We start from the raw sequence: 15,708 nt of genomic DNA, 5'->3' as shown, positions 1-15,708 counted from the left end.
GAAGTGCTGGAACTGCCGTCCATCATGATCGGAAATGACCGTTTTTCGGCAACAACCATCTGAGTACGCACAACTGTCGTTCCCTCAGGGGTGAGGTGGCGGTGCGTCGGGTCGCGCAGGGGCGTGTCCGGCCGACGGGGGGCGCGGGTGTGAATTCACCGCGGGGGAGTGCGCCGTGCAGGAATGAACAAACAGCGACAGAACGGACATCACGCCCATTGGTCGCTTAACTCCCGTACGGGGCAAGACGAGAGGGCCCGGAACGCGAGCGTTCCGGGCCCTCTGGTGGGCGTCTGCGCCCCGGCTACTCGCCGACGGTCTCCCCGGCGGCCTGAGCGGCCTCCAGGGCCCCCTCCCGGCCCTCCGGGCCCGCCTCGGCGCGGCCGGCGGCGTGGGCGCCGTGGGCACCGGCGTGGGCCTCGACGTCGTCCTCCGCCTCGGGCGCCGGAGCCGGCAGCGCGGCCAGGTAGGTGGAGGCGATCAGCTGGCCGACGGTCGGGTACGCACCCAGCGGCGCGGCCGACGGGCAGCCGGTCTCCTCGGCGGCCGTGGCGAGCAGCTCGGCGTCGGCCTCCGGGCCGATCACCAGCGGGGCCAGCGCCGGGCGCAGGGAGCCGGTCTCCTTGAGGTGGTTGACGGCCGCGGCGACCGAGCCGGGCACGTCCAGCGCGGCGGCGACGACCGGGACGGCCAGTCGGGCTGCCAGCAGCACGCCGGTGATGCCGGCCGCCGCGGCGGCGTCCTCGCCGCCCACGGTGGTCAGCACCACGCCGTCGGCGGCGGTCGCGATGGCGAACAGCCGGGCCCGGTCGGCCCGGGCCAGCCCGGCCTCGGACAGCCGGACGTGGACGGCCTCGGCCAGCAGCGGGTGCGGGCCCAGCACGTCGGTGACGTGGGCGCCGTACTCGGCGGCGAGGGCGTGAAGTTCGGTCAGGAAGCCGTGCGGGCCCGGCACCAGCGGTACCAGGACCGGGGTGGGCAGGCCGGCCTCGGCGGCCATGGCCAGCAGCTCGCCGACGGTGCGGTCCTCGCCCTGCTCGCCCTCGGCGGCGTCGCCCGGCAGGTAGCCGATCGCGGTCTGCACGCCGTGCTGCTCGCTGCGGACGATCGACAGCAGTTCCTCGACGACCGGGCGGGACTCGGGCCCGGCGGTCGCGGGCACGGCGAGCACCAGGGCCGGGGAGCCGGCGGGGATCTCGGGGCGCTCGGGACGACGGTGGCGCCCCCGCGCACGGGAGCCTGGAGTGCGGACGGGCAGTGGCGCGCCCGGGATGGCTGCGGTGCTCATGCCGGAGATCGTAGGACATCGGCCCGTCAGGCCTGCAGTCGGCTGTCGTACGGGTTTCGCGTGCTGGCCGTGCGCGCGCCGTGCGCCGGCCATCCGCTTTCCGGCGATTTGCCTGCGATTCGGACATATCCGACTCGCCCCTCGCGCGGCTGCCGGTAGGGGTACTGACGCGATCTGCGGGGCCTCGCGTTGCAGCCGTGGCGCGTGAGATGTCTCACAGCCCCGCATCGCTCTGACGGAGCGTCACGAACGGTCGACTCCCGGCGTTCGAAGATCAACATTCAGCGGACAGCCGCTCACGGCCGGTTATCGGACGCCCGGCGATTCACTCGGCTATGTCCGTTTACGTACCGTCAGGAGAAGGGTCCGTGAAGAGTTCAGGACCGCCGGTGAAAGGGCTTGTGCACCTGCAATGTCCCGTGCTGATGCACGTGCACTGCGGCTATCATCGCGTCAAGTGAGGCGTTGTGCCGGGCCGGTACGGGGCCGGTCCGCTCGTTCGGCGGGTGCCGGGGGCGCCGCGCTGGACGACCACTCCGGAGCTCTTCGGGAGATTTCTATGCACGACTCGCAGGACACGCACGGCTCGTACGAGACGTACAACGGGATGGCCGCCGCCGACCTCAAGGGGGTGGTCTGGCAGAAGAGCCTGCACAGCAACTCCCAGGGGAACTGCGTCGAGTTCGCCGCGCTGCCGGGGGGCGACGTGGCGATGCGCAACTCGCGCTTCCCGGACGGTCCGGCCCTCATCTACACCCGCGCCGAGATCGCCGCCCTGCTGCTGGGGGCCAAGGACGGGGAGTTCGACCACCTGGCGGTCTGACCGGCCGCCGCGCTTCGCCATCGGGGGGCCGTCGTGGGTGCTGACACCACGACGGCCTTTGTCTTTTCCGGGTCCTGTGGTGGACCCTGTGGGGCGTCCTGCGGCAGGTCCGGCGGCGGAACCCTGCCGGGGGAGTGGTGGTGCCGCGGCGCCCGGGGTGTGGTCCTCCCGGGGCCTGCCCGCGCCGGCCGCGCGCCTCCCGGCGCTAGGCCGAACGCCGGTGCCGTCCACCGAGTTCGGAACTGCCGAGTGCGGGGACGTTGATGCCCGGGACGTTGATGTTGAGCCCGGGGTCGTCCGGTTCGTGCTCCGACTCCGCCTCGAACAGTGCCCAGACCACCTTGCCGCCGCCCAGCGGGTGCCAGCCCCAGGAACGGCTGAACGACTCCACCAGGTGCAGCCCACGACCGGATTCGGCGACGAAGTCCGCCTCCCGGGCGACCGGCCCGATGCTGCTCGGGTCGCTCACCGCGCAGACCACCTGGGGGGAGCGGTGCACCAGGCTTATTCGGATCGGCAGCCGGCCGTCCGCGGTCGGCTGTGTGGGAAAGTCGTACTCGCCCAGGGCGCCGCCCGACGGGCCGGGCCGTGCGCCGATCGCATGCCGCAGCGCGTTGGTCACCAGTTCCGAGGCCACCAGCGCGACGTCGTCGAACAGCTCCATCAGGCCCCAGCGTTGCAGGGCGGTTCTGGCGAAGTCACGCGCGGTTCTGACAGCTTCGAAGCGGGGAGCGAGCGTACAGGTGACCACATGGGGGTCAACCGCCAAAGCCGTACCGGTGCTCATGAAGAGCTCCTCCCATAAGGGGGCGGACACGGCTGGACCCGCCGGGGTCATGCCGGTCACCTCCGACTCGCTCGGCCGCTCGGCCGCCCCCTCGACCAGGCGCGCGCGCACACGAACGCCCGGTGGCGCGGGGGCGCTGCCGGGTCGGTGCACGGAGTCGCGCGTGGGGTCGACGCGGAGCCCGCGGGATTGCCAGGGATGTGCAGGTGCACGTGCACCATGGTGGTGTGCGCTCACTGCAGATGCAAGAGTCGATTCACGTGCAGTCGCACTATTGGCATATGCAAGCGCCGAATGCACGTGCATCCTGGTGTGTGGAGTGTGGAACTGATAGGAACATCCGTCAGTATCGGCACCGTGAGCGCTCAACTGATGGCAGACTGTGCGCTGTTTGCCCTAGGTGGAGGTTTCGACCGCATGACCACAGTTCAGCCGGGCGGCGGCTCGATGGTCCGCCGGATCCTCCTCGGCTCGCAGTTGCGTCGCCTGCGTGAGGCGCGCGGCATCACCCGCGAGGACGCGGGCTACGCGATCCGTGCCTCCGAGTCCAAGATCAGCCGCATGGAGCTCGGCCGCGTCTCCTTCAAGGAGCGTGACGTCGCCGACCTGCTCAGCCTGTACGGAGTGGACGACGGCCTGGAGCGGGAGGCCCTGCTCGGCCTGGTCCGCGAGGCCAACAAGTCCGGCTGGTGGCACAGCTTCAACGACGTGCTGCCGGGCTGGTTCCAGACCTACGTCGGTCTGGAGGAGGCCGCCCAGCTGATCCGCACCTACGAGGTGCAGTTCATCCCCGGACTGCTGCAGTCCGAGGAGTACGCGCGGGCGGTTTTCGGCCAGTCTCGTCCGGTCATCAGCGAGGAGGAGGTCGAGCGGCGGGTCAGCCTCCGCCTGCGCCGCCAGAAGCTGCTGACCGAGGGCACCAACCCGCGCCTGTGGGCGGTCATCGACGAGGCCGCGCTGCGGCGTCCGGTCGGCGGGCCGAAGGTGATGCGCGGTCAGGTGCAGTACCTGATCGACGTCGCCGAGCAGGCCAACGTGGTGATCCAGGTCATGCCGTTCCGGTTCGGCGCGCACGCCGGGGAGTCCGGGGCGTTCACGATCCTGCGCTTCCCCGAGCAGGACCTCGCGGACGTGGTCTACCTGGAGCAGCTCACCAGCGCGCTGTACCTCGACAAGCGGGACGACGTCGACGCGTACATCCAGGTCATGGAGCGGCTCTGTGTCGACAGCCTCACGCCGGAGCGCACCATAGACCTGCTCGCCTCGATCCTGAAGGAGCGCTGAGCCGCTCCCCGCTGAGCCTCCCCGCTTAGCCACTTCCCGCAGAGCCACTTCCCGCAGAGCCGCTCCCCGCGCAGAGCGTCGCCGCCGCCCACCCGCCGTCAGTCGCGGGCCGGCGGCCGTTCGCGTTCCGGCGGCGACGGCTGCGGCGGGCGGCCCAGTTCCCAGGCCAGGTCGTAGCGGCGGAACAGGTCCGCCCGGATCGGTGCCAGCGGGAGTTCGGCACCCGGCAGCAGCACACCGATGCAGCCGCCCATCAACGCGCTGCGCAGCACCGCGTGTTCGGCGACCGGGTCCGGCGCCCCCCAGTCATGCAGCAGGCCTTGCAGGATCGCGCCGAGTTGCCGCTGCTCCGGGTCCTGGACGAAGGCGCCGGTGTCCGGGTCGAGGATCAGTGCCAGGTGCGAGCGCATCACCCGGGGGTGGTCCAGGGCGAGCCCGAGCACGGCGTCTATCGCGCGGGCCAGGCGGGCCTCGGGCGAGGCGTCCGGGGCCAGTTCGGCGAGTGCGGTGGACAGCGCCTGGTGCATCATCCGGTGGGTCGCGGACTGCATCAGCAGTCGTTTGCCGTCGAAGTAGTAGGAGAGCAACCCACGGGCGAGTCCGGCCCGTTCGGCGATGTCGGTCAGCGTGGTGCCCGCGTATCCGTGCTGGTCAACCAGCTCGACGGTGGCCCGCATGATGCGGCGGCGGGAGCGTTGCCGCATCTCCTCATTGACCGAATCCCCGCGAGGTGCCATCGTGTCTGCTCCGAACGTTCGTTGGCTCCGGGCCAATATACTGGCCGAGCCGGCAGCCGCACCGTGGAACCGTGCACCGGTGGTCACCACTCGGGCGGCCGCCACGAAGACGGCCGGCTCCACCAACACGGGGGTTTGGTGGAGCCGGCACCATTGCCCGGCACGAGGGGTCGGTCGCGGGCGTGGGTCGACGTGGTCGGCGCGGGCCGGTGGTCAGCGCTTGGCCAGGGCCTCGGTCCGAACCGCTGCGGTTCCGACTGACGAGTCATCATAATCCGTCACGATGGCCTGAGTTGACCGCTTCCGCCGGTCCGCCAGGGTGCCCGTCGCGGCGACCAGGAAGCCGACCAGGGCGACCGCCGCGACGAACAGGAGCGCCGGCCGGTAGCCGTCCAGCTGCGCCTGCGGACCGTCGCCGCCCGCACTCCCGGCGGTGATCAGCGCGGTCGCCCCGGCGAGGACGACGGCGGTGCCGACCTGGATCGCCGTGTTGACCAGTCCGGAGGCCAGGCCCTGCTCCTCGTCGGCGACGCCGTCGGTGGCGGCGATGTTCACCGAGGGGAAGGCGAGCGCGAAGCCCACCCCGAGCAGCAGCATCGAGGGCAGCACCAGTGACACGTACGAGCTGTGCTCGTCCAGGCGCAGGAACAGTGCGAACCCGACGACCAGCGCCAGCACGCCGATCGGCAGCAGCCGGGCGGTGCCGAAGCGGTCGACGATCGGGCCCATGAACGGCGCCGACAGCGCGATGAAGGCGCCCGCCGGCAGCAGTCCGAGGGCCATCTGCAGCGCCGACCAGCCGAGCAGGTGCTGGAGGTAGAGGGTGACGACGAACTGGAAGCCGCCGTACGCGCCGGCCATCGCGAAGGCGGTCACGTTGGCCCGGGCGACCGAGCCGTTGCGGAAGATGCCGAGCCGGACCAGCGGGTGGGCGGCGCGGCTCTCGATCACCAGGAACGCGGCGGTCAGCACGGCGACCACGGCCAGCGAGCCGAGGGTGCGGGCACTCAGCCAGCCGGCGCCCTGCGCCTCGGTCACGGTGAACACCAGCAGCAGCACGGCCGTGGTGCCGGTGACCGCGCCGAGCACGTCGTAGCCGCCCTTGCTGCGCTCCTCGACCGGGCGGGGGAGCAGTCGGACCGCGAAGAGCAGGGCGAGCAGGGCGACCGGGACGGGCATCAGGAAGGTCCAGCGCCAACCGACCTCGGTGAGCAGGCCGCTGAGCACCAGGCCGAGGGAGAAGCCGCTGGCGGCGCAGGTGGTGTAGATCGACAGCGCGCGGTTGCGGGCCGGGCCCTCGGCGAAGGTGGTGGTGATGATCGACAGGCCGGCCGGGGCGGTGAAGGCGGCGCTGACGCCCTTGAGGAAGCGGGCCGCGATCAGCAGTCCGCCGTCGTCGACCAGGCCGCCGATCAGCGAGGCGCCGGCGAAGGCGGTGAGGGCGATCAGGAACACCCGGCGGCGGCCGAGCAGGTCGGCGGCGCGGCCGCCGAGCAGCAGCAGTCCGCCGTAGCCGAGGACGTAGCCGGAGACCACCCACTGGAGGGCGGAGGTGGACAGGTTCAGTTCGGAGCCGATGGACGGCAGGGCGACGCCGACCATGGAGACGTCCAGCGCGTCCAGGAACATGGCGGCGCAGAGCACGATCAGCGTGCCCCAGAGGCGGGGAGTCCAGCGCTGCCCGCTGGTTGACGGGGCGTCGGGAGACGTGACGGTCGCGGTGGTCATGAGCAGGAGAGTACATGCGCGTGCATTCAATGCAAGTGAATAAGATGTAAACACAATAATTTACCGCGCATGTGCTAGGGTGGCGGCGTGGCTGAACTCGACTCCCCGGCGGAGGCCGGTCTGGTGACCCAGTGGCGCGAGCTGCTGGCCCGGCATGCCGCCGCGTCCTGCATGCTGGACCGCGAGTTGGGCGAGAAGTACGGCCTGGGCATGAGCGAGTTCGAGGTGCTGGAACGCCTCGTCGAGGGGTGCCGGGCCGGCGGGGTGCAGGCCCTGCGGGTCAGCGAGCTCGCCCACACCGTCCACCTGAGCCAGAGCGCGCTGTCCCGGCTGATCGCCCGCCTGGAGAAGGCCGGTCTGGTCACCCGGGCGATGTGTGAGCAGGACCGGCGCGGCATCGTGCTCACCCTGACCGAGGCGGGCCGGGACCGCTACGAGCAGGCCAGGCCGCTGCACCGGGAGGTGCTCGAACTGACCCTCGGCGCCCCGCTCGGGCCGGACTGCCGGGACGCCTGAGCATCTGACGGTTCGTCAGGTCGACACGTTGTCGGGGCCGGCCGGCTAGAGCAGGGTGGACAGCCCCGGGGCGGCGGCCAGCAGGACGGCGGCGGCGGGCGCGGCGAGCGCCGCCGCGGTGAGCCGCAGCCGGTGCGGCACGGACAGCCGCGGAAGGCCCGCGAGCAGCCGGTCCACCCGCCGCGGGGACTGCGCGAGCCCCGGCGGGCAGGAGCCGAACACCCCACGGTCCAGGTTGAGTTCGGCCAGCGCGAGGGCGGTGGTGTGCCGGCCGTGCCGGCGTGCGGCCCGGTCGTCTGCCGCCAGTTCGATCAGCTCCTCCACCTGGGCCCGGAAGGCGCTGAAGACGCCGACCCCCGGGAAGCCCGAGGCGAGCGCCTGCGCGCACTGCTGGAGCCAGTGGTGCCGGGCCCGGACGTGCCCGCGCTCGTGGCTCAGCACGGCCGCCAACTCCCGGGCGGTCAGCTGCTGGAGGGCGCCCGTGGTGACCACCAGGCGGGAGTCCGGGCCGGGCAGCGACCAGGCCTCGGGGCGGACGTTCTCCAGCACCACCAGCCGCTCCCGGCGGCTCCGGGCGGCCGCGATGGCCTCGGGCAACTCCGGGGCGCGGCTCGCGAGTTGGGCGTGCCGGCGGTCGCGCGCCGCCTTCGCCGACCGGACCTCGCGGGTGAGCGCCAGCACCGTCCGCAGCCCGCCCGCCGCCAGCACCGCGGCGCACAGCCGGCCCCAGCCCTCCGCGTCCTGCAACCCGTACGCGGCCTCCACGCCGTGCGGGGCACCCGTGAACACCAGGGCGCGCAGCTCGGGCAGGGCGGCGGAGGCGGCCAGCAGCAGGCCCAGCGTGCAGCACAACAGCACGGCCACCACGAGGCACTGCCACGCCAGCAGCGCCAGCACCGGTTCGCGCTCCACCCAGCGGGCCCGGGCCAGCAGCCGGGGCGCGACGGTCGAGAGCAGCAGTCCGAGCAGCAACAGGCCGATCAGGGCAGTCATCGCATGGGCTCCCCGAGTACGCACGGAACGCGACAACGCGCTCCCCGCCAACCTATGCGCTGTCGACGCCCGGTGGAACGGCTTTCGGCCGGCCAGTGACCAATGCCACGCACCCGTCCGGCCCTTGGGGCCGATGGGCCCGGGCCGCAGGGCCCTCCTCCGGTGCGGCCCCGTGCCCTCGTGCCCCTGCGCTCCCGCGTCTCACATCGTCAGCAGCATGGCGAACATCCCGATGCCCGTGGTGAGCCGGCAGGCCCTCGGCAACCCGGCGGTGCCCGCCGACGCCGCCCCGGCGGGGGTGTGCAGGAGGCGGGTGCCGGTCCAGAGCGAGTACCCGCCGAAGTAGAGCAGCAGCGCGCCCGTCAACAGGGGGGTGCCGGCGCCCGCGGCGTGGTGGTGCTGCCCGGGGGAGGCGGTCATCGCGAGCGCGGTGTACGTCATGGCGAGGCCGCCGACGGCGTGGTGCAGCCGGTGCGCCCGGCGGGCCGGGCCGGCGACGGCGGCGAGCAGGAAGCCGGCCGCCGGCAGGCCGAACACCCAGGCCCAGACGGCGGCCGGGACGGCGGCCCCGGACACGGCCATCGCCGCCATGCCGAGCCCCATCAGCGCCTCGGCGGCGTCCGCCTCGCGGGCGAGCAGCGGGTGCGCCGGGCCGGGCTGGGGGCCGCCGGTGGCGCAGGGGGAGTGGCGCAGCCGGGTCAGGCAGTGCGCCCCGGCGGTGGCGGTGAGGAGGGCCAGGAGCCAGCTGACCAGGGTGGGTCCGTGCAACGGCGGCCTCCCGTGCTCCGCGACGGTCGTCCGTCCCGTCCACGATCACGGCTGACCTCCGCGCCCGGCCAGGGCGCGTACAGGGGCGCACGGTGGTGCCCGTCGGGGTGCGGGCACCAGGCTCACGCCCCGACGGTCCGACGGCGCCTCAGCCCGACAGCCGCCCCGAGGCGACCACCCGGTTGAGGAAGCGTCGGGTCCGCTCCTCCCGCGGCTCCCCGAAGACCTGCTCCGGCGGCCCCTGTTCGAGCACCACCCCGCCGTCGAGGAAGCAGACCTGGTCGGCGACCTCGCGCGCGAACCCCATCTCGTGGGTGGAGATCACCATCGTCATCCCCTGTTCCTTGAGGTCCCGCACCACCGCCAGCACCTCCCCGACGAGCACCGGGTCGAGCGCCGCGGTGATCTCGTCGAGCAGCAGCAGCCGCGGCCCGGTGGCCAGCGCCCGCACGATGGCGACGCGCTGCTGCTGCCCGCCGGAGAGCCGGTCCGGGTACTCCTTCGCCTTGGCCGCCAGCCCGAGCCGGTCGAGCAGCTCCAGCGCCCTCGCCTCCGCCTCGGCCCGTCCGCGCCGGTGCACCCGGCGCGGGGCCAGGGTGATGTTCTCCAGCACCGTCATGTGCGGGAACAGGTTGTACGACTGGAACACCACCCCGATCCGACGCCGGACCGCGTCCTCGTCCACCCGCGGGTCGGTGATCTCCTCGCCGTCCAGGAAGACCGCGCCGTCGTCGATCCGCTCCAGCAGGTTGACGCACCGCATCAGCGTGGACTTGCCGGAGCCGGAGGCCCCGATCAGCGCCGTCACCGAGTGCTCCGGCACGGTGAGGTCCACGTCCCGCAGCACCACCTGGCCGCCGAAGGTCTTGCGCACCGACTCCAGCCGGAGCACGTCGGCCCCGGCCTTCCCGGTCACGTCCGCCGCGTCGGTCACCCCGGTCACACCACACCTCCCTGGAACTGGCGCCGGTTCATCCGCCCGGTCAGCCAGTCGGCGAACCGGGTGAGCGGGACGGTCAGCACGATGAACACCAGCCCCGCCACCAGGTACGGCGTGAAGTTGAACGAGCGCGAGGCGATGATCTTCGCCGCGTACACCGCGTCGATCGCCCCGCCGATCGACACCAGGCCGGTGTCCTTCTGGAGGCTGACCAGGAGGTTCAGCAGCGGCGGCAGCACCCGCCGGACCCCCTGCGGCAGCACCACGTACCGCATCGTCTGGGCCGTGGTCAGCCCCAGCGACCGGGCGGCCGCGCGCTGGCTCGGGTGCACCGACTCGATGCCGGAGCGGAACGCCTCCGACACGTACGCCGAGTACGTCAGCACCAGCGCCGCGCCGCCGAGCAGCAGCGGATCGGTGGTCACCCCGGTCAGCCGCAGCGCCGGCACCCCGGTGATCATCACCAGCAGGCAGACGATCAGCGGCAGCCCGAGGAAGAAGTCCACGTACGCGGTCGCCAGCAGCCGCACCGGCAGGAACACCGGCCCGCGCAGCGTCCGCAGCACCGCCAGCAGCAGGCCGAACACCAGGATCAGCGCGCCGCAGCCGGCCATCAGCTCCAGGTTGAGCCGCAGCCCCTTCAGCACCTCGGGCAGGGCCTGGCGGGCGTAGTCGGCGTTGAAGAAGGTCCGCCGGGTCACCTCCCAGCCGGGGGAGTTGACGACGAGGAGGTAGAGCGCGACCACCGTCACCAGGGTCGAGGCGGTGGCGATCAGGGCCGAGCGGCGGGCTCGGGCGCGCCGGTACGCCTCGTGCGCCAGGCGCCGTTCGGACGGGCGGTAGCCGTCGTCGGCCGGCGCGGACCCGGCGGGCCCGGGCGCCGTACTGCCGCCGTCCACCGAGTCGCTCCCGCGGTGTCCCCCGTCCGCCGCTTCCCCGTCCGCCGCAGCCCGGGTCACCCCGTCCGCGCTCACTTCAGCACCGGCGCCGAGACGGCGTCGGAGAGCCACTGCTTCTCCAGCTTCGCCAGCGTCCCGTCGGAGCGCAGCGGGTCCACCGCCTGCGACACGCAGCCGGTCAGCCGGGAGCCCTTGTCCAGCACCAGGCCGAACTGCTCGCTCTTCGAGCCGCCCTCGAACTGGCCCACCACCTGGGCCTCCGGCACCTCGGCCCCGGTGATGTAGAACGCGGTCGGCAGGTCCACCACGAGCGCCTCGACCTGGCCGTTCTTGAGCGCCGCCTTCGCGAGGTCGTTGGAGTCGAACACGGCCGGCTGGCTGCTCGGCTTGATGGTGTTGGTGATGGTGTCCAGGCTCGTGGTGCCGACCTGTGCACCCAGCTTGGCGCCCTTCAGGTCGGCGATGCTCCTGGCGTTCGCCGCCTTGGAGTTCTTCAGCGCGATGACGGCCTGCCGCACGTCGTAGTAGCCGGGGGAGAAGTCCACCGCCTGCTTGCGCTCGTCGCTGATCGAGACCTGGTTGATGTCGAAGTCGAAGTCCTTGGCCCCGGGCGCGGTGGCCTTGCCGAACGGCGCGACGACCCAGGTGACCTTCTCCTTGGGGTAGCCCAGCTTCTCCGCCACCGCGTAGGCCACGGCCGACTCGAAGCCCTTGCCGTTCTCCGGCTTGTCCTCGGTGAACCAGGGGTCGTACGCCGGCTTGTCGGTGCCGACGGTCAGCGTTCCGGCCGTCCGGGTCGCCAGCGCCCCCGGCGCGCAGGCCGCCGCGCCACCGGCCGTGCCCGGGGCCCCCGAGGCGGTGGCCCCGTCGGACTTGGCGTCCTGCGGCGCGCACGCGCTCAGCGCGGCGGCGGCGACCACCAGCGCGGCGAGCGCCCGGGAGGCGGGCCGCAGCGCCGAGGAGCGAGAGGAACGCGCGGAGGGTGAGAAGGGCGACGAGGAAGCGGAGGTCATGGCGGGACTCCAGGAAACGGGGACCGAGCGGGACAATGGAGGCGGCGGTGCTGGCCGGGGCCGGGCCGGCCGTGTCTCGGCGGGTCACTTCCCCCCGGTGGCGGCGCCGGAACACACACGGCATGGTCGGCGTACGGGCCCGCGTCCGCGGTGCCCTCGGAGCCGGATCAGCGACAGCGGCAGCAGAGGCCGGGCGCGCGACAGCAGTCGTGACAACGAGAGGGCACCCGGAACAGGCCGATGTGGCACTCGGCCACGGTGATCACCGCCGGGAACATGGCGGGAGGTTCGCATCCCGACGGCGCGCCTGTCCAGAACATCCAGACACCCGTCCACATGCCGGACATCCGGCCGCCACCCCCCGCTGCGGGAGCTTTGGCGGCCGGGGCCCCCTTGAACAGGAGAACCTTTCGTACTTATGGTGTCCTCGTCGAAATAACTCCTGTCGAAGTGAGTCCACGATGCAGAATCTTTCGCCAAGGCTCGCTGCGGCGGCCGAAGCTCCCGCCTCGACCCTCGCCGGCCACCCGGCCTGGCTGCGCCTGAAGGAGGCCGTCGAGACGCTGCGCCCGCTGCAGTCCAAGGACGGCTCGATCGACCTGGCCGCCGTGCAGCGGCACGCGGTCGACCCGCTGGTCGCCGCCGTCCGCAGCGCCGTCGAGGAGCTCGCCCCGCTCTTCCCGCACGACGCCGCGTACCTGGCCGCCGTCGACGCCGACCTGGCCAAGTGGGCCGACACCGGCTACCGGGAGCCCGACTTCCTCGACTCGCTGCTGGCCTTCCAGCCCGCCGACCAGCGCGAGGACGGTCTGGAGCACCTGGTCGTGTTCCCGATGTACACCCAGAACGGCAACCCGGACCGCAACCTCGAAGCTGTCCTGCTGAAGGTCGTCTGGCCGGACTGGCTGGCCGACCTGGAGCGCACCCGCTTCGACAACCCGATGTTCGTGCCGATCACCTTCACCGACTTCACGGCCGGCTACGACACCAACTCCGCCGTGCTCTTCCCCGAGACGGTCGCCGTGCGCAAGGCGCCGGAACGTTTCACCTGGGGCGGCATCTTCTGCGACCGCGAGGCCGCCCGCTTCCGCGCCGTCTCCACCAGCGCCGTCCAGCAGCTCGGCCTGGAGATCCCGGCCGACGCCGAGGGCCTGCTCCAGGACCAGCACCGCGCCCAGGAGACCTTCGTCCTGTGGGACCTGGTCCACGACCGCACCCACAGCCACGGCGACCTGCCGTTCGACCCCTTCATGATCAAGCAGCGCAGCCCGTTCTGGATGTACGGCCTGGAGGAGCTCCGCTGCGACCTCACCACCTTCAAGGAGGCGGTGAAGCTGGAGGGCGAGGGCAACAAGCACGCCCGCGACGTCCAGTACGCGATCCTCTTCGACCGCCTGTTCCGCTTCCCGGTCAGCGGCGACCGCGTGCGCAACTACGACGGCATGGGCGGCCAGCTGCTCTTCGCCTACCTGCACAAGCACGACGCGCTGCGCTGGCGCGACAACCGCCTCAGCATCGACTGGGACCGCGCCCAGCAGGTCACCAACGCGCTCTGCGGCGAGATCGAGACCCTGTACCGCGACGGCATCGACCGCCCGAAGCCGGCCCACTGGATCGCCGCCTACGAGCTGGTCTCCCGCTACCTCACCCCGCACCCGGCCTCCACCTGGGCCAAGGGCTCCGAGGCGCTGCCGCTCGACATCACCGACGGCAAGGCCCTCAACAAGGCCCTGTGCGACGCCGTGCTCCCGGACGAGTTCCCGCTGAGCATGTTCTACGAGGCCCTCAGCAAGAAGCTGAGCGGCGTCATCGCCTCCACCACCGGCATCACCGGTAACGGCATCAAGGGAGTAGCCGCGTGACCACCGCCCCCAACGGACCGCTCGACGGCAAGGTCATCGCGGTCGCCGGTGCCAGTGGCCCGGCCGGCCAGGCCGTGCTGCGCCGCCTCACCGCCGACGGCGCCACCGTGATCGGCGCCGACATCGACGCCCAGCGCCTGGATGCCGCGCTGGACGCCACCCGCATCGCCGTGCGCGGAGCGAAGGTGAGCGGCCAGGTCATCGACCTGCTCGACCCGCAGGAGGTCCACGACTGGGCCGACCACCTGGAGGCCGAGCACGGCCACGTCGACGGCCTGTTCCACCTGGTCGGCGGCTGGCGCGGCAGCAAGACCTTCTTCGACACCCGGATCGACGACTGGGACTTCCTGCACGACACCGTCGTGCGCACCCTCCAGCACACCTCGCTGGCCTTCCAGCCCGCCCTGGTGCGCAGCCCCGCCGGTCGCTACGCGATGATCTCCGCCGCGGCCGCCCACAAGCCCACCGCGGGCGGCGCCGCCTACGCGGCCGCCAAGGCCGCCACCGAGGCGTGGACCCTCGCCATGGCGGACTCCTTCAGGAAGGAGACCACCTCCCCGGACGGCGAGCCCACCGCCGCGGCTGCGATCCTGGTCATCAAGGCACTGGTCAGCCCCGAGATGCGGGCGGAGAAGCCGGACGCGAAGTTCGCCGGCTTCACCGACACGGCCGACCTCGCCGGACACCTGGCGGGCCTCTGGGACCGCCCCGCAGCAGAACTGAACGGACAGCACCTGTGGCTGACAGCCCGATGACCGACCCCACCCGTACGGACGCGGTACGGCGGCACGACCCCGCCGTCCGCGGCTTCGCCAGCGACAACTACGCCGGCGTGCACCCCGAGGTCCTCGCCGCGATAGCGCTCGCCAACGACGGCCACCAGGTCGCCTACGGCGAGGACGACTACACGGCCCACCTTCAGGACGTCTTCCGCCGCCACTTCGGCGAGAAGGCGGAGGCCTACCCCGTCTTCAACGGCACCGGTGCCAACGTGGTCGCCCTCCAGGCGCTGCTCCCGCGCTGGGGCGCCGTGGTCGCCGCCGAGAGCGCCCACATCAACGTGGACGAGGGCGGCGCCCCGGAGAAGATGGGCGGGATCAAGCTGCTCACCGTCCCCACCCCGGACGGCAAGCTCACCCCCGAGCTCCTCGACCAGCAGGCCTGGGGCTTCGGTGACGAGCACCGCGCGCAGCCGCTCGCGGTCTCCATCACCCAGAGCACCGAGCTCGGCACCCTCTACACCGCCGACGAGATCCGCGCGATCGTCGAGCACGCCCACCAGCTCGGCATGCTCGTCCACGTCGACGGCTCCCGGCTGGCCAACGCCGCCGCCTCGCTCGGCCTGCCGCTGCGCGCCTTCACCACGGACGTGGGCGTCGACGTGCTGTCCTTCGGCGGGACGAAGAACGGCCTGCTGTTCGGCGAGTGCGTGGTCGTGCTCAACCCCGAGCGGGTCCGCAACATCAAGTACCTGCGCAAGACCTCGATGCAGCTCGCCTCGAAGATGCGCTTCCTCTCGGTGCAGTTCGAGGCCCTGCTCTCCGGTGACCTCTACCTGCGCAACGCCGGCCACGCCAACGCGATGGCCAGCCGGCTGGAGGCCGCGGTCCGCGGGATCGACGGCGTCGAGGTCGTCCGCCCGGTCCAGGCCAACGCGGTGTTCGCGATCCTCCCGCGCGAGGTGAGCGAGCGGCTGCAGAAGCGCTACCGCTTCTACTTCTGGAACGAGCACACCGGCGAGGTGCGCTGGATGTGTTCCTTCGACACCACGGAGGCCGACATCGACGCCTTCGCGGCGGCCATCGCCGAGGAGATGGGCCGCGCCTGACGGTGCCCGAACAGCGGATCGTCCCGTCCTGCGACAGCAGGGCGGGACGATTTGCATGTGGCGGGCCCGGCCCCGTACAGTTCCGGAGTCGCCGCGAGAGAGCGGTGGCGGGAAACGGAAAGCAAATCCGATGAATGAAACTCCGGAAAACGGAGCGGAAAACATCTGATAAGCTGGAAACACGAAAGAACGAAGCGCCCGGAGGGCCCGCTGGAAGGCGGTCCGAAGGAAGTGTCCGTTCC

At 72.1% G+C, this 15,708-nt stretch carries 15 protein-coding genes; 6 read left to right on the top strand and 9 right to left on the bottom strand.

What is annotated here, in order from left to right:
* Positions 1–304: 304 nt before the first annotated feature.
* Positions 305–1,288 (bottom strand): sirohydrochlorin chelatase family protein, encoded by a 984-nt coding sequence (locus ABTY15_RS06095; RefSeq protein ID WP_350576783.1) that lies wholly within the window; start codon positions 1,286–1,288, stop codon positions 305–307.
* Positions 1,289–1,847: 559 nt separating this feature from the next.
* On the opposite strand from ABTY15_RS06095, the gene ABTY15_RS06090 reads away from it, so the two are divergent.
* Complete coding sequence (locus ABTY15_RS06090; protein WP_350576781.1) at positions 1,848–2,111, top strand: DUF397 domain-containing protein; 264 nt, start codon at positions 1,848–1,850, stop codon at positions 2,109–2,111.
* A gap of 205 nt (positions 2,112–2,316) precedes the next feature.
* Here the strand turns inward: ABTY15_RS06090 and ABTY15_RS06085 are convergent, their stop codons facing one another.
* Positions 2,317–2,898, bottom strand: coding sequence for an ATP-binding protein (locus ABTY15_RS06085; RefSeq protein ID WP_350576778.1), 582 nt, complete (start codon positions 2,896–2,898; stop codon positions 2,317–2,319).
* A gap of 417 nt (positions 2,899–3,315) precedes the next feature.
* On the opposite strand from ABTY15_RS06085, the gene ABTY15_RS06080 reads away from it, so the two are divergent.
* Entirely contained in the window at positions 3,316–4,182 is an 867-nt protein-coding gene (locus ABTY15_RS06080) for a Sco1979 family transcriptional regulator (RefSeq protein WP_350576775.1), read from the top strand.
* A 98-nt stretch (positions 4,183–4,280) separates the two neighbouring features.
* Here the strand turns inward: ABTY15_RS06080 and ABTY15_RS06075 are convergent, their stop codons facing one another.
* Complete coding sequence (locus tag ABTY15_RS06075) at positions 4,281–4,886, bottom strand: TetR/AcrR family transcriptional regulator (RefSeq protein ID WP_350576772.1); 606 nt, start codon at positions 4,884–4,886, stop codon at positions 4,281–4,283.
* A 246-nt stretch (positions 4,887–5,132) separates the two neighbouring features.
* Positions 5,133–6,647, bottom strand: a complete 1,515-nt coding sequence (locus ABTY15_RS06070) for an MFS transporter (RefSeq protein ID WP_350576769.1) — start codon at positions 6,645–6,647, stop codon at positions 5,133–5,135.
* Between the two features lie 87 nt (positions 6,648–6,734).
* On the opposite strand from ABTY15_RS06070, the gene ABTY15_RS06065 reads away from it, so the two are divergent.
* Positions 6,735–7,163, top strand: coding sequence for a MarR family winged helix-turn-helix transcriptional regulator (locus ABTY15_RS06065; RefSeq protein WP_350576766.1), 429 nt, complete (start codon positions 6,735–6,737; stop codon positions 7,161–7,163).
* Positions 7,164–7,208: 45 nt separating this feature from the next.
* Here the strand turns inward: ABTY15_RS06065 and ABTY15_RS06060 are convergent, their stop codons facing one another.
* From ABTY15_RS06060 to ABTY15_RS06040, 5 genes are all read right to left on the bottom strand, one after another.
* Entirely contained in the window at positions 7,209–8,156 is a 948-nt protein-coding gene (locus tag ABTY15_RS06060) for a M56 family metallopeptidase (protein WP_350576765.1), read from the bottom strand.
* Between the two features lie 201 nt (positions 8,157–8,357).
* Positions 8,358–8,924, bottom strand: coding sequence for a DUF5134 domain-containing protein (locus ABTY15_RS06055; protein ID WP_350576762.1), 567 nt, complete (start codon positions 8,922–8,924; stop codon positions 8,358–8,360).
* Positions 8,925–9,072: 148 nt separating this feature from the next.
* A complete protein-coding gene (locus tag ABTY15_RS06050) occupies positions 9,073–9,858 on the bottom strand; it encodes an amino acid ABC transporter ATP-binding protein (protein WP_350577190.1) in 786 nt (261 codons plus the stop codon).
* A gap of 5 nt (positions 9,859–9,863) precedes the next feature.
* On the bottom strand, positions 9,864–10,763 hold the full coding sequence (locus ABTY15_RS06045) for an amino acid ABC transporter permease (RefSeq protein ID WP_350576759.1): 900 nt from the start codon (positions 10,761–10,763) through the stop codon (positions 9,864–9,866).
* A 71-nt stretch (positions 10,764–10,834) separates the two neighbouring features.
* The gene (locus ABTY15_RS06040; protein WP_350576756.1) at positions 10,835–11,776 is read right to left on the bottom strand and encodes an ABC transporter substrate-binding protein; all 942 of its coding nucleotides are present in this window, start codon (positions 11,774–11,776) and stop codon (positions 10,835–10,837) included.
* A 461-nt stretch (positions 11,777–12,237) separates the two neighbouring features.
* Between ABTY15_RS06040 and ABTY15_RS06035 the strand changes: the two genes are divergently transcribed.
* From ABTY15_RS06035 to ABTY15_RS06025, 3 genes are read left to right on the top strand one after another with little or no spacing between them, the layout of a single operon-like run.
* Positions 12,238–13,638, top strand: coding sequence for a DUF6421 family protein (locus ABTY15_RS06035; RefSeq protein ID WP_350576753.1), 1,401 nt, complete (start codon positions 12,238–12,240; stop codon positions 13,636–13,638).
* Complete coding sequence (locus ABTY15_RS06030) at positions 13,635–14,393, top strand: SDR family NAD(P)-dependent oxidoreductase (protein WP_350576750.1); 759 nt, start codon at positions 13,635–13,637, stop codon at positions 14,391–14,393. Before ABTY15_RS06035 ends, ABTY15_RS06030 begins: the two co-directional genes overlap by 4 nt.
* Positions 14,390–15,466 carry a threonine aldolase family protein gene (locus ABTY15_RS06025; protein ID WP_350577187.1) on the top strand — a complete coding sequence of 359 codons (1,077 nt, stop codon included), beginning with the start codon at positions 14,390–14,392 and terminating at the stop codon, positions 15,464–15,466. The genes ABTY15_RS06030 and ABTY15_RS06025 overlap by 4 nt, the downstream gene beginning before the upstream one ends.
* The last annotated feature ends 242 nt before the right edge of the window (positions 15,467–15,708 follow it).

Source organism: Kitasatospora sp. NPDC097643, assembly GCF_040302625.1.
Lineage (GTDB): Bacteria > Actinomycetota > Actinomycetes > Streptomycetales > Streptomycetaceae > Kitasatospora.
The sequence above is the reverse complement of the archived record's forward strand: the minus strand, read 5'-3'. Positions and strand labels throughout refer to the sequence as shown.

What these genes read in the sequence shown, in the direction of transcription:
- ABTY15_RS06095 (WP_350576783.1), bottom strand. Translation starts at nt 1,288, where the DNA reads ATGAGCACCGCAGCCATCCCGGGCGCGCCACTGCCCGTCCGCACTCCA.
- ABTY15_RS06090 (WP_350576781.1), top strand. Translation starts at nt 1,848, where the DNA reads ATGCACGACTCGCAGGACACGCACGGCTCGTACGAGACGTACAACGGG.
- ABTY15_RS06085 (WP_350576778.1), bottom strand. Translation starts at nt 2,898, where the DNA reads ATGAGCACCGGTACGGCTTTGGCGGTTGACCCCCATGTGGTCACCTGT.
- ABTY15_RS06080 (WP_350576775.1), top strand. Translation starts at nt 3,316, where the DNA reads ATGACCACAGTTCAGCCGGGCGGCGGCTCGATGGTCCGCCGGATCCTC.
- ABTY15_RS06075 (WP_350576772.1), bottom strand. Translation starts at nt 4,886, where the DNA reads ATGCGGCAACGCTCCCGCCGCCGCATCATGCGGGCCACCGTCGAGCTG.
- ABTY15_RS06070 (WP_350576769.1), bottom strand. Translation starts at nt 6,647, where the DNA reads ATGACCACCGCGACCGTCACGTCTCCCGACGCCCCGTCAACCAGCGGG.
- ABTY15_RS06060 (WP_350576765.1), bottom strand. Translation starts at nt 8,156, where the DNA reads ATGACTGCCCTGATCGGCCTGTTGCTGCTCGGACTGCTGCTCTCGACC.
- ABTY15_RS06040 (WP_350576756.1), bottom strand. Translation starts at nt 11,776, where the DNA reads ATGACCTCCGCTTCCTCGTCGCCCTTCTCACCCTCCGCGCGTTCCTCT.
- ABTY15_RS06035 (WP_350576753.1), top strand. Translation starts at nt 12,238, where the DNA reads ATGCAGAATCTTTCGCCAAGGCTCGCTGCGGCGGCCGAAGCTCCCGCC.
- ABTY15_RS06025 (WP_350577187.1), top strand. Translation starts at nt 14,390, where the DNA reads ATGACCGACCCCACCCGTACGGACGCGGTACGGCGGCACGACCCCGCC.